The following is a 12678-nucleotide window of genomic DNA, read 5'->3' as shown; positions in this document are numbered from 1 at the left end:
CCAACGGGATCTTCGAGTGGATCGAAGCGTTCTACAACCCGACCCGCCGCCACTCGAGCCTGGACTACCTCAGCCCAATCGAGTACGAAACCCTTCACACCGCCACCGACCAAGCGGCATGATCAACACACAAGAACCGTCCGGGAAACCCGGGACAGGTCAAGGGAGGTATACCGAAGGCCATCCGGTGTCGGGCGGTGAGTCCTGGTTGCGTTGATCGCCATCGTAGGCATACGCGAACCGAACCTTCATTCGCGAGTGTCGAGGAATCTGTCGACGGAGCGAGGTGAGGTATCCGTGACCGTTGTTCCAGACGACCTCTGCGGTGCGAGCATGGCGGCCGTCGCCAGACCGAAGGATAGACCGCACAAGTGCTGCTGCGGCCTCGTCCTCGCCGAAGATGACGAGCTCAAGCGCAGGCACCGCCAGCAAATCCGTTGCAACAGCCGGACCGTCGACCCATGACCTGATTGCCTCGATGCTGGAGTCCTGCGCGCGCCTGACCACCAAAAGAGAGTCCTCCTCAATTGACGCTCGGATCATCTCTTCGGAGTGCGTCGCGATTACTAGCGACCAGTTCCGGCGCAGACAGGTATCGAGCATGCGAGCAAGTAGACGAGAGGAGCCGATCGGCGGGAGGTAAGCGTCAGGTTCGTCAAGCAAGACGGTCAACTCGTTGCGGTCCCGGAACTGCTGGAGTGTCCAAAACAATAGGTGAATCGAGAACTCGCCAAGACCCATCTCAAGTGACGTGTACTCGGCTCCTCGGTACTTCACCCTGAAGTGCGGAACTAGTGCTTGATCTCCCGGCCACTCGAACGAATCCCGGAAGCTCGCAGTTGCTTCCAACTCAAGCGAGAACCACTGAACTTCTTCGTAGTCCCGCCCCACTACCCGCTTGAGGTTGCTGATCAACTCATCCGTTAACGGCAAAGCTCCTGTCTCCTCCTCCATCTCCTCTATGTCATCGCGCGATCGCAGTGCGGATCGGGCGTGCTCACAGATCTGATGTAGTTGAATCAGGGTGCTTTGGTCGCCCAGCTTTCCCTTGGCCGCGGCTAGTACCTGAGACTTCCCTGCACCGTTCCGTCCAGCCACCACCGTGCAACCCTTGGAAAGGTCAAGGTCTAGATGGTTGCCGTGGCCGAGGTTCAACGAGTGAGTCTCCCGGTCCCGCGACGCGGCCGCCAGCTGCTGCCACAGCCTCTTCTCTGACCACTCCCTCATGTCTGCTCGGCTAGCTCATGAAGTTCTGAGCCCCACGTCTCCTCGGCAAGGAAATCTGAGATGACCGACGAAACGGGCTCGAGAGACGGCTCGGTAATGCGCCTCAGCACAGCGTCAGAGTTGCGAACGCTCGGCGTATCGAAGATGTAGTTGGAGTAGAGATGGAGGGCGAGATCGCGTGTGCGCACTGAGCTGACATCCGTCACTCGGTAGGCAGCACGATCCTCATACAGCGACACCAACTCAAGAAGCCTCCGATCCTCAGACATTCCTGGGTCAGCACCGTTCTTCGATCGCCTTCGATCTGCTTCGAATCGCGACAACAGTTCAAGGGGAACACCCCCGTACACGCCGGAGGCCCAGTCGAGGAAGACCAACCAAGTGAAGAGAGTGCCCTTGTTGAATCGCACCCGCTCCGGGCAGCGTTGGACTTGAACTTGCAGCGCGCGACCAGCCGATTCGACCCGCTCCAGAGTTCGTTCGGTGAACTCCTTGTTCCTGTAGAAGTCTTCCACCACGTTGTTGTTGATGTGAACTCCGAGGTCATCCGTCTCCAGTGCCACGCACGTCCGAGCAACGATGTCGTCGTAGGCGAGCCGACCGTTCGAGAAGCCAACAGATTCGGGGGAAAGCAGTCCGACCTCTTTCAGCCGCGCAACTAGTTCCTTAACTGCGTCGCGCGCCTCGCCGTGTAGCGCGTTTCGCTTCTCAGGCGGGGTCAGGTTGTAAGACTGGTTGAGGCGAAAGAAGAGTTCGTTCGGCTCCTGCGGCTCAAAGTCTGTGAGGGTGATGATCTGTAGTGTGAATCGTTGAATGGAACGGCGTCTCGCTTCAGGAAGGTGCGAGAACTTGGCGCCATGGAGACCGAGAATCTCGTCATTGTGCGGCTCGATTCGACCATCTATTCCGAACCGGTCCTCGAAAAAGTCACGGATTGCGGCCAAACGTTGCTGGCCGTCGAGCACTTCTTCGTTGCCATCGCGATCCTTGACCACATGCACCGCCGGCACGTACCAGTTCCGAATGATGGTGTCCACGAGTCGCTGGCGTCGTCGGTTGTCCCAGATCTCTCCGCGCTGAAAGTCCGGCTGCAGGTCGATCTCACCCTTATTGATCCGGTTGTATACCGACTCCAGCTCAAGTTCCGACTTGCTGAGCTTCATGTGACTCCATCGTTTGAATACTTCGTAGGGCCTTGGTTCTGCGCGCGGTGCGGTGTGGGTTGGACTAATTGTCGCCGTCGACTGACGCATCCAGGTAGATCGCTCCGACCGGATCGGATAGGGCGTCATCCTGGTAGGCGATGCGTTCGCTCGAGTTCAATGACTTTATCTCCTCCCGAAACTGCGGGAAGCGAGGTACGTTCGGGCTCGTTGAGTCGGTCAGCTCAAACTCGCGAGCAATCCGGTGGACCCGAGGGCGGACTTCATCGCCGAACTCTGACGCCCCCAGGGAAGCCTCGATCTCGCGGAGTAGCTTCTTCGCGTCATGCTTTCTCATGCCGGATGGGTGGTTGCGAGTGAAGTTCTTGATTGCTCGCTTCAGTCGGTCATCGGTACGGCTCCGCTCCTCGTCATCGGATGCGAGGTCGAGTCGTTCTGCAAGGTGGCGCAGGAGGGCGCCAAAGCGTTGCCGCACATCGTCGCCTCCCTCAATGTCGGGCTCCAAGGCCAAGAGGGAGACCACTTCGCGGGCTAGCCCCGCCTTTTCGAGGTGGTCATCAGTAAACGCCGTGCGGTACGCAGCGTCGAGCGCGTCCCAGATTCCGACGCCTTCAGCCTCAAGCCCAGCCCGAATGGTGGCGGGAGTGAATTTGCTCGTGTCCACAGTGCCCAGATCGTTGAATCGAGCAAGGTAGTTAAGCGACGCGCGATGTGCGACTTCGACGGGGAGGAGGTCCTCGATCTCCTCAACCGTGACGTTGGGTTCGAACTCAAGACCCGAGTCGGCAGCCCAGAGGTCGAGGCGCACAATGTACTCGTCCAGTAGAACGCGCTTCTTTCGAGCTTCACCTCGTTTGAGAACACGCTCTGCATCGCGGCCCGATGCGTCACCGTCAAGCAGCGCAACGCAGGGAGGCTTCACGGTGTCCCGGCCACGTGCGAGGTAGACCATGTAGGGAATGGCATCAGCTCCACCTGCTGCCACGACTGTAACTGCGTTGAGATCCAGTGCTCCAGCGGTGCTCTGCTCGCGCCTGTTGATCTGGGCTGAGACTCCGGCGATGAGAATCTGGTCGGCGATTCCCTCAACGAACAGATTCTGACCGCCGATGAAGGCCGTCTCAGCCACGTGCGCGCCGAGCGACGACCGCAGTGGCTCGTATCGATTGTTCGCTGCGTCGCGCACCACTCGTGTCCCCTCATCTTCGGAACCCTTGTCGAGAACCCGGATCCGATGAGGGGCGTTCTTATCGATGAGGAACGGTGAGTGCGTCACATATACGACCTGGCTTCTTGGCGTCGCATCCTCCGGCATTGCGTAGTCATGCAACACACGCAAGAGGTCTTGCTGTCCGATGCTGGACAGGAACGCGTCGGGCTCGTCGAGGAGAAGAATGTCTGCTTTCACGTTCTTGAGGCGGTGCGCCGTCAGTTGAACGAAGTAGCTGAGGAAGAAGCGAAGGCCTTGGCTACGCTCGTCGAAGGAGTACTTCGAGTTGGTGCGGTCTCGAATCGTAAAGGCGAGTTCCTGCTCCCTGGCCTCTACCAAGAGGTCGAAATCGCGGTCCTGGGTCCACCAACGTTGAATGTTCAGGTTCTCCTTGATCGCCGAGTTCATGATTCCAACAATGCCCTCGACCTGACCTTCACGACCGGATCTGATCGCCTCGCGTAGCTCGACGAACATGCTTTGGTCGATACCGGCAGCATCGACAAGTAGTTGGCGGGCGAGCTCGAACTCAGCTCTGCGCTTGCTTTCGGCTTCGATACTTGCCTCATCCTCGGCTGCCACTAGCCGTGGCACAAGTTTCGCCGCGACGGCCTCGGCGGTCGGAGCAGCAAGCGCAGACAGTTCTGCCAAGAGTCCCGTCCGCTGCTTGCGATCGTGCATTCGGTGCCGCTCTTCTCCCGCTAGTTCGGCGATCGAGACGCTGTTTGGGATAGCAAGGTCAGTCCTGAGCTCATGGAATGAAGGCAAGAGCGGCACTAGCGCGGAGATCGCCGATGGGGACATCTCGATGCGAAGGTTGTTCGCGACCACGAACGGTGCACCGCTGCCGGGACGGTAGAGAGTGAACTCACGAACGTCCGCCAGACCGGTGGAAGGGTCCAGGTTTGGTTCACCGGGCTCAAGAGTGAAAGTACCCCCAAACTCGGGTAAGCGAATTTCGTTCGTCTTCGCGGAGTACCGTTCGCTGTAGCGGCAGAAGTCGGCTCGCTCGATTGGCGTACCGGAAAGGGCGGCCTTGATTGCCGTCAAGAGCTGGCTCTTGCCCGCCTCGTTTGCACCGACGATGGCGGTGACTTCGGAGTCCAGTTGAACCTTCACGAATGGGAACCAAGCTGGGTCAGCATCCTCCCAGCTCGCCGGCTCGCTCCCTTCTCGCGCCTTCAGCTCATAGTCGTAGTTGAACGATCTGAAGAAGCGAACATCAACTCTGGACAGTTTCATACGATTCCAATCGGATCGGTGCAGCAACTACACGATGCTGTCAGGAAGCGACGACAGGTTTCGCGTGAACGGCCACATGCAAATCGAAGGTGATGGAAGATTCTCATTTGGCCCGTAGGCGCTTGCCACTGTCAGTTTGCTCGAAGCGGTGCACTCCGCGGGCGCCCTCCCGAGGTTGTGCGCCGATCGCGACTCTCAAGAGGCCGGCGTGGGGAAGCGCGATTGGAGCGTGAAGGTCATTCCCACCGTGGGTTCAAATCCCACCGCCACCGCAGTGTCGAAGCCCCCGTCTTGGCTGGTATTCCAGTCGATGCGGGGGTTTCGTCGCGGGTGCGAACCGGTCCGTCGGACGGCCGGCTGATCGGGCGGCCATGTCGATGGGCCGGTGCCGGTTTCGTGGGGTCCGGGGCGGGGCCAAAGAATGGCCAACACCGGTCACATCGAGGTCACGCGAGTCCAACCTGCCGGGGTGCCGGCCGAAGTGTCCTTCCTGCTCGGTCGTATGCCTGGGTGAGTTCGATGGCGGCTCGTGGCGTGAGACTCGGGCGCGTGTGGCCGCAGCAGTGACAGGATCGTTCAAATGATGAGAGATCCGAAGGATGATCACTGGAATGCGGTCTACGGCTCCAAGGCCGACACCGACACCAGCTGGTACGAGCCCAAGCCGACCGATTCTCTGGCGATGCTCGACCGGTTGGGTGTCGTGATCGGCCAATCAGTGATCGATGTCGGCGGCGGAACCTCCACGCTCGTCGACAGCCTGTGGGGAAGGGGCCACCGCGACTTGGCCGTTCTCGACGTGTCTGCCGAAGCGCTCCGCCAGAGTCGTGAACGACTCGGCAAGGACGGCGAGCAGGTCGAATGGGTTGTTGCCGACCTCACCGAATGGGCGCCATCGCGACGGTACGACGTCTGGCACGACCGCGCGGTCTTCCACTTCCTGACCGATCCCGACGCGCGAGCGGCGTATCTCACCAGTCTGCGCACCGCCGTTCAACCAGGAGGGGCATTCGTGGTCGCCACATTCGCGCTGAGCGGACCAGAGCATTGCTCAGGTCTCCCTGTCGCCAGGCATAGCGCCGAGGGCCTCATCGACGCTCTTGGCCCAGGATTCGAGGTGATCGACCAGCGCGAGATCATCCACACCACCCCGTGGGGGAGCGAGCAGCCGTTCACGTGGCTCGGCGGTCGGGTCGTCCCCTGACGGCGACAACTTCGAACTGCTGCCTGCGGGCAAATTCTGGGCACACCTTGTAGTGATCTAACGGGATTCAGACGTGTTGCTGTGATGTGAAGTCATCGGAATGGTAGGGGGCTTCGTCGGTCTTGCTGTTGTCACCGTCGTGGCTCGGCTGGGTCACGAGGTGCGCCGCTCGTTGCCGCGGCTGCTCACCAGCCAAGCTCATGGCACTCGCGGGTTGCGGTGCGTTCGACCTGGATGGTCGCGTGGTCGATGTCGTAGTCGCGTCTGAGGATGGTGCGCGCGTGGTCGAGGATGCGGGGCAGGTCTTCGGTGGTGGCGCCGACCAGGTGGGCGGTGGCGACGTTCATGCCCGAGGTGAGCACCCAGATGTGGAGGTCGTGGACGTCGGTGACTCCGGGGATCGCGGCGAGCGTGTCGGCGACCTCGTCGATCGGCATTCCTTCCGGGACGTGTTGGCCGAGCACGGCGAGCACCTGACGGCCGAGCATGATCGCGCGCACGGCCACGAAGATGCCGATGGCCAGGGCGACGGTGGTGTCCCACCACGGTTGGCCCGTCGTTGCCACGAGCACGCCGGCGGCGATCACTCCGGCTGAACCTGCCGTGTCAGCAATGACCTCGAAGTAGGCGCCCTTGACGTTGAGACTGTCCTGCGCACCGCTGCGCAGCATCATCATCACGACGAGATTGATGATCAGGCCGAGACCGCCGACGACGATCATGGGGGTGGGTGAGACTTCCGAGTCGTTGCCGATGCGACCGATCGCCTCGAAGACCACATAGGCAGAGACTCCGAGCATGATGAGCACGGTCAGGCCGGCGGCGAAAACTTCCGCCCGGTAGGACCCGAACGTTCGTCTGCCGGTGGTGTCCTTGCGGGTGGCGATCGTGGTTGCCGCGAGGGCAGCGCCGAGTGCGACGACGTCGGCGGCCATGTGGCCGGCGTCCGAGATCAGTGCGAGCGAGTTGGCCAGCAGTCCGTAGACGAGCTCCACGAAGAAGAACGTGAAGATCAGACCGAACGCGATCGCCAGCCGGCGCCGGTACCGTCCGCCTGCGTGGCCTGCTGGTGGACGGTGGCTGTGGTCCGCGCCCATCACGTGGTCCCGTTCTTGATCGTTCCGATGCCAGGAAGGAATCTGCCGACCCGGTTGCTGTAGGCGGCCCACTGGTTTCCGTGCTGGCGTGCGAGGTAGGGCTCCTCGACACCGCGGACCTGGATCTGGATGGCCACCACGAGGCCGATCAGTCCGGCGATGCCGAGGACGTTCGGGACCACCAGCACCAGCCCGAGTCCGGTGACGGCCATGGCCGTGAAGATGGGGTTGCGAGCCAGAGCGAACGCACCACCCGTGACCAGCTCGGTCCGTTCGGCCTCGTCGACCCCGACCCGCCAGCTCGAGCCCATCGCGACTTGTGCGGCGAACGTCGCCGCGATGCCAGCCACGGTGATGATCACACCCGCGATCTGGATCGGCCGACCGACCAGGACGTCGGTGGTCGGCAGGCCGGCGAGGTCAGCGATCGGCGCGGCGACGGCGGCGACCAGTGCCACGACGAACAGTACTCGGCCGGTCCACTCGACCGACCCGGCGCGGCCGCTGATGCCTCTGAACCCGCTGTCACCGGTGGAGCGGAACTGCAACCACGTGCGCCACCCGAAGGCGATCGCGAAGTACACCCCGAACAGGACGAGTGCGACAGCAGCCATCAGAGCCTCCCGCCGCGTTCTCCGCCGAGCAGCTGATCCTCGGAACTGACTGCGCGACACGGATCGTCGACGTCGGTGCAGCCGAGGCCGTGAGTCGACTCCGACGTTGTGCTGAGGGGCGAACAGCACCCGTCGCCCTTCCATGCCTCGAGCCCTTCGCGCAGGGCGATGACGGCGATGATCAGGCCAGCGACGGGATCGGCCCAGGTCCAGCCCAGCGTGGCGTTCGCGACCAGGCCGACGAGGAGGACGGCCGAGAGGTAGGTGCACAGCAGGGTCTGCGTGCCGTCGGCGTAGACGGCGTTGGAGCCGAGCGCCTTGCCGGTGCGGCGTTGGGCGTAGGACACGAACGGCATCACGACCAACGACACGGCCGCGAGGATGATGCCGACGGTGGAGGCGTCGGGGTCCGACCCGAAGATCAGCGCGCGAGCCGACTCGAACCCGACATAGGCGGCCAGGGCGAAGAACGAGAACGCCAGGAGTCTCAGCGCCTGCTGCTCCCGGGACTGGGGGATGCGATGCGAGAACTGCCACAGGATGATGAGTCCGCTGGCGACCTCGACGGTTGAGTCGAGCCCGAATCCGATGAGAGCCACCGACCCGGCGACGATCCCGGCGCTGATGGCGATGACCGCCTCGACGACGTTGTAGGTGACCGAGAAGCCCGCGAGCAGCTGGGCCCTCCGTCCGAGGTGCGCCCTGCGTGCCGCCTCAAGCTCGGTCATGCCCACTGCTCGTTCCGTGGTTGGGGCACAGGGTGACGGCGAACCCGGTGAGGTCCAGCAGTTGCTCGGCGGCGGCGAGCAGGGATGTCGTCGCCTCCGGGTGGGTGACGCTGAAGATCGATGCGCGTCCCTCGGGTCGCGACGACACCAGGCCACAGTCTTTCAGGCACGCGAGGTGCTTGGACACCGTGGACTGGGCCAGACCGAGGTGCTCGGTCAGTTCCACCACACGGTGCTCGCCGAGCAGCAAGTGCTGGAGGATGACCAAGCGGGCGCGGTCGCTGAAGCCGTGGAACAGACACGCGGCCGCGGTGAGGGACTCGCCCGAGCCAGCAGTGCCCGGCATCGATTGGATCGTCATACAGCGATGATAGCGTCACTAAACGATCACGGTCAAGCTTGAGAACCTTTGCGGTCGAGGCATTCCGCCCGCGACCCGAAGCGGGCCAAGAACGTCAGGCGCGGTCGACGTCCGCCACCTCGGGTTCCGGCCGACGACGTCGGGCGACAAGAAGCCAGACGACGGTCGTTGCCGCGACGAGGGCAACCGCGGCCCATGTCAGCGGGCTCTGCAGAAGGCTGGCGTCGTCACTGTCCGCGGTCGCAGTGATCGATCCGTCCTGGCCCGCCGGAGCCGGCGCCTCCTGCGGAGATGATGTCGGATCGTCCTCGACAGCCAGGCCCTCGCTGGTGAAGGTGATGCTGCCCTCGACTGGATGGCCGTCGGTGGACACGATCCGGTAGGAAGCGGTGTACGTGCCGGGTCCTGTTGGCGCGTACCCGCGCTGGAGTGTTCGGCCGTCGACGCTCACATCGCCGGTGGAGACTTCGGTTCCCTCCGGGTCGATGACGGCGAGAAACGCCGCCCCCTCGAAGACGTCCTCGCTGAACTCGAAACTCACGATCGGGGGCGCCCCGTCGACGACAGCCGATCCGTCGGTCGGGGTGGACCCGACCAGCGCGGCGTCGGCGGCCGCAGGCAGCGGCGCGAGCAGGAGGGCGAGCACGCCGACAGCAAAGCAGGCGCGGTGCGCAAAGTTCATGGCGACAGACTATAGGTGCGCCTCTGCGCACCTATGGTGGTGGGGTGACTTCCCCCGTGACCTCGGCGCTGTCCGAGCCCACCTACCGGCGCCTGTTCGCCGCCCAGGTCGTCGCGCTGTTGGGAACTGGATTGTTGACGGTTGCCCTCAGTCTGCTGGCGTTCGACGTCGCGCCGACGAGGGCGGGGGAAGTCCTGGCAACGGCGTTCACGGTGAAGATGGTCGCCTATGTCGCCGTAGCGCCCTTGGTCACGGCTGTCACCAGCAGGTGGAACCCTCGGGCGGTGATGGTGGGAGCCGACGCCGTGAGGTTCGCGGTGGCGCTGGCGTTGCCCTGGGTCGACCAGGCGTGGCACGTGTACGTCCTGATCGCCGTCCTGCAGTCGGCCTCGGCCACGTTCACCCCGACGTTCCAAGCAGTCATCCCCGTCGTGCTGACCAGCGAGCGGCAGTACACGCACGGGCTGTCGCTGTCGCGCCTGGCCTACGATCTTGAGGCGGTGCTCAGCCCGATGATCGCTGCGGGTCTGCTGTTGGTGATGTCGTACCACGGGCTGTTCGTGGGCACGGCAAGTGGCTTTGTGCTGTCTGCGGTGCTGGTGCTGCGGTCCGGCTTGAGTGCTCCGGGGGCACCCTCAGGGGCCTTGTTCTGGTCGCGGGCCACGGCCGGTGTGGCGATGTTCCGCAGCCGCCGTAGCCTGCGGACCCTGTTCCTCCTCGACCTCGCGGCAGCATGTGCCGTGGCCACGGTGCTGGTCGGCACCGTCGTCGTGGTGCGCGAGGACCTCGGACGGGGTCCCGCGTCGGTGGCCGTCGCTCTCGCAGCGTTCGGTGCAGGATCGATGGTCGTGGCCCTGATGACCCCTCGATGGCTCGAGCACCACACGGACCTCACCTCCATGCTCGTCGGTGGTGGTCTGTGCGCGCTGCTGCTGATCGTCGCGGTACCTGTGGTCGGCGACCGCGGCTCGTGGCCGGTGCTGCTCGTCGTGTGGTGCGCTCTCGGTGCTGCATCATCGATGGTGCTGACGCCGTCGGGGCGAATCGTGAACGCGGCGGTATCCGTCGCCGAAAGACCGGCAGCCTTTGCGGCACACTTCTCGCTGTCCCACGCCTGCTATCTGGTCGCGTACCCGGTCGCCGGATGGCTCGGTGGACTGACGTCGGTGGCTGCAGCGACCGGTGTGCTGGGTGCCGCAGCTGCGCTGGCCACCGGGGCGGCGATCGTGATCAGGCCGCGATGAACCGGCACACTGATCCGATGACCGAGATGTCCCGCGAGTCGGACGGACCGAGTTTCGATCACGCTGCACCACCGGACGGCGATCGCCTGGGCCGCGCCTCCCACCTCTTCGCCCTGTTGTCAGATCCCACCCGCCTGCACGTGTTGTGGCACCTCACTGATGGGCCTGCCACCGTCAGCGAGCTCGTCGAGCGCACTGGTGCACCGAGGACCGGAGTCAGCCAGCACCTCGCCAAACTGCGCCACGCCGGTCTGGTCGACGTCACGCGGTCGGGCCGCTTCCAGCACTATGCACTGCGAGGCGGGCATGTCGCTCGGCTCGTCCGCGAGGGACTGAACCACGCTGACCACCTCACCACCGGAGAGCAACTTCACGACTGAGCGGATGAAGTCGTGTGTGACGCACCATGTGGCGGCCACATCCGGTGGTGGGAGCGGCGCAGTCCGAGACGCGGTGGTTGGTCAAGACTGGCCTGGCGTGGTGTTGGCGGTGCAGCCGTCGAGACTGAGAGTCTGTTGCAGCATGATGGGCGCCGGTCGGCCCGGCCCCGGGCACGGTTCGTGGCCCTTGCCGAGCGCGTGTCCGATCTCATGGTTGATGACGTAGGTCCGGTAACCGGCGAGGTCATCCCCGAAGGTGTCCGCTCCGAGAATCCACCGTCGTAGGTTGATCACGACGAGCTCTCCGTTGCGGCACGACACCTGTCCGGTGGTGCGAAGGGGCGCACACAACACGTCGGTGGTGGTGGGGCTGGCCAGCAAGACCCTGATGCCGGGGTCGGCAGCGACCCGACGAAAGGTGAAGCCCTCACTGATCCAGCCTTGCGGCAGGGCCAGGGTGGCGTCGACAGTGGCGGCGAACTCGAGGCTGTCAGCACCTGTTCCCCCCTCGACCTCGACGGTGTAGGCGAGACCGACAGCAGAACTGGCCGACGCCGGCGGTGGAAGCACGGTGAACGATCCGTCTCCGACTTCCGTGACGACCGGTTGCGGGGGTTGTTCGATGCGTGGGTTCGGTGGACTTTGGCGGGGTAGCTCGGCGATCGGCGTGGGTGTCGCGTCCACGGGGTTGCCCGCGCGAGCCGATGGCTCCGCCCGAGGCAGCGAGGCAGCGATGGACGCGCCGATCGCCACCGCGACTGCCAGGAGGCCAGCGATGACGATGCGGCCCAGACCTCGGTTTCCGGGTGGTCGGCGGTGCCGCGGCCGGCGAGTCCACCGGCGGCGGCTGGTGATGCGCACCACACGGATGGGCATGCGAACCTTTCGGAGGTCGGCACTCCCCGGGGTACCCGCTGAACGAGGGCACCCCGGAGAGGTCGGCGGGTTAGGACGCGAGCAGGTCCCGCATCCGGGTGATCTCGGCCTTCTGGGTCTGCTCGATCTCTCGCGCCAAGGCGATGGCGTCGGCGAACTCGCCGTCGGACTGCTGACTCATGGCCATCTCGAGGGCGCCCTCGTGGTGCTCGATCATCTGCTCGAGGAACAGTCGGTCGAACTCCGGGCCGGTCGAGTCCACGAGATCGGACATCTGTTTGGCGCTCATCATGCCGGGCATCGACATGTCGCCGCCGTGATCCATGCCTGACATCCCGGACATGTCGTCTGGCACGTCCTCGCCCCACTGCTCGAGCCACCCGGTCATCATGGCGATCTCAGGGTCCTGGGCGGCGATGATCTCGTCGGCAAGACTCAGGATCTCAGGGTCGGTCGAGCGGTCCGCGGCGAGCTCGGCCATCTCCACTGCCTGCCGATGGTGCGGGATCATGTCCTGGGCGAAGCCGACGTCGGCATCGTTGAAGGCTCCGTCAGCGGCGGGATCGGAATCCGAGCAGGCACCGGCGAGGAGGGCGACCGCTGCAAGCAGGGTCGCGAAGGTGAACGTACGTTTCATGGCAATCCTTGTG

The 12678-nt window shown here is 63.9% G+C and carries 13 protein-coding genes; 3 read left to right on the top strand and 10 right to left on the bottom strand.

Annotation, left to right across the window (positions count from 1 at the left end; all coding sequences use genetic code 11):
• Window positions 1-159: 159 nt before the first annotated feature.
• The 3 genes from HMPREF0063_RS12620 to HMPREF0063_RS12610 form a co-directional block, all read right to left on the bottom strand.
• Window positions 160-1227: an ATP-binding protein gene (locus tag HMPREF0063_RS12620; RefSeq protein WP_007079075.1), complete on the bottom strand. Its 1068-nt coding sequence runs from the start codon at window positions 1225-1227 to the stop codon at window positions 160-162.
• Window positions 1224-2390 carry a DUF262 domain-containing protein gene (locus tag HMPREF0063_RS12615; RefSeq protein ID WP_007079074.1) on the bottom strand — a complete coding sequence of 389 codons (1167 nt, stop codon included), beginning with the start codon at window positions 2388-2390 and terminating at the stop codon, window positions 1224-1226. Before HMPREF0063_RS12615 ends, HMPREF0063_RS12620 begins: the two co-directional genes overlap by 4 nt.
• A gap of 64 nt (window positions 2391-2454) precedes the next feature.
• On the bottom strand, window positions 2455-4842 hold the full coding sequence (locus tag HMPREF0063_RS12610) for an AAA family ATPase (protein ID WP_007079073.1): 2388 nt from the start codon (window positions 4840-4842) through the stop codon (window positions 2455-2457).
• 583 nt (window positions 4843-5425) lie between these two features.
• On the opposite strand from HMPREF0063_RS12610, the gene HMPREF0063_RS12605 reads away from it, so the two are divergent.
• Complete coding sequence (locus tag HMPREF0063_RS12605; protein ID WP_050761037.1) at window positions 5426-6046, top strand: class I SAM-dependent methyltransferase; 621 nt, start codon at window positions 5426-5428, stop codon at window positions 6044-6046.
• A 185-nt stretch (window positions 6047-6231) separates the two neighbouring features.
• On the opposite strand, the gene HMPREF0063_RS12600 is transcribed toward HMPREF0063_RS12605, so the two are convergent.
• The 5 genes from HMPREF0063_RS12600 to HMPREF0063_RS15900 all read right to left on the bottom strand — a co-directional run bounded on the left by HMPREF0063_RS12600 (window position 6232) and on the right by HMPREF0063_RS15900 (window position 9528).
• Window positions 6232-7215, bottom strand: coding sequence for a cation diffusion facilitator family transporter (locus HMPREF0063_RS12600; RefSeq protein ID WP_342610291.1), 984 nt, complete (start codon window positions 7213-7215; stop codon window positions 6232-6234).
• Window positions 7143-7757 (bottom strand): methyltransferase family protein, encoded by a 615-nt coding sequence (locus HMPREF0063_RS12595; RefSeq protein ID WP_007079069.1) that lies wholly within the window; start codon window positions 7755-7757, stop codon window positions 7143-7145. Before HMPREF0063_RS12595 ends, HMPREF0063_RS12600 begins: the two co-directional genes overlap by 73 nt.
• Window positions 7757-8485 (bottom strand): cation diffusion facilitator family transporter, encoded by a 729-nt coding sequence (locus HMPREF0063_RS12590; RefSeq protein WP_007079068.1) that lies wholly within the window; start codon window positions 8483-8485, stop codon window positions 7757-7759. Before HMPREF0063_RS12590 ends, HMPREF0063_RS12595 begins: the two co-directional genes overlap by 1 nt.
• Window positions 8472-8846 carry an ArsR/SmtB family transcription factor gene (locus HMPREF0063_RS12585; protein ID WP_007079067.1) on the bottom strand — a complete coding sequence of 125 codons (375 nt, stop codon included), beginning with the start codon at window positions 8844-8846 and terminating at the stop codon, window positions 8472-8474. Before HMPREF0063_RS12585 ends, HMPREF0063_RS12590 begins: the two co-directional genes overlap by 14 nt.
• A gap of 94 nt (window positions 8847-8940) precedes the next feature.
• Window positions 8941-9528 carry a copper resistance CopC family protein gene (locus HMPREF0063_RS15900; protein ID WP_007079066.1) on the bottom strand — a complete coding sequence of 196 codons (588 nt, stop codon included), beginning with the start codon at window positions 9526-9528 and terminating at the stop codon, window positions 8941-8943.
• 44 nt (window positions 9529-9572) lie between these two features.
• Between HMPREF0063_RS15900 and HMPREF0063_RS12575 the strand changes: the two genes are divergently transcribed.
• Window positions 9573-10772, top strand: a complete 1200-nt coding sequence (locus HMPREF0063_RS12575) for an MFS transporter (protein WP_245527713.1) — start codon at window positions 9573-9575, stop codon at window positions 10770-10772.
• A 17-nt stretch (window positions 10773-10789) separates the two neighbouring features.
• The gene (locus tag HMPREF0063_RS16325; RefSeq protein ID WP_007079064.1) at window positions 10790-11152 is read left to right on the top strand and encodes an ArsR/SmtB family transcription factor; all 363 of its coding nucleotides are present in this window, start codon (window positions 10790-10792) and stop codon (window positions 11150-11152) included.
• 81 nt (window positions 11153-11233) lie between these two features.
• Here HMPREF0063_RS16325 and HMPREF0063_RS16320 read toward each other — a convergent pair whose 3' ends face one another.
• Window positions 11234-12028: a DUF3152 domain-containing protein gene (locus tag HMPREF0063_RS16320; RefSeq protein WP_007079063.1), complete on the bottom strand. Its 795-nt coding sequence runs from the start codon at window positions 12026-12028 to the stop codon at window positions 11234-11236.
• A gap of 70 nt (window positions 12029-12098) precedes the next feature.
• Window positions 12099-12665: a DUF305 domain-containing protein gene (locus HMPREF0063_RS12560; protein WP_007079062.1), complete on the bottom strand. Its 567-nt coding sequence runs from the start codon at window positions 12663-12665 to the stop codon at window positions 12099-12101.
• Between the last annotated feature and the right edge of the window lie 13 nt (window positions 12666-12678).

It is taken from the genome of Aeromicrobium marinum DSM 15272, from assembly GCF_000160775.2.
In the GTDB taxonomy this organism is placed as follows: Bacteria; Actinomycetota; Actinomycetes; order Propionibacteriales; family Nocardioidaceae; genus Aeromicrobium; species Aeromicrobium marinum.
This window is presented reverse-complemented; position numbering and strand designations above follow the sequence as displayed.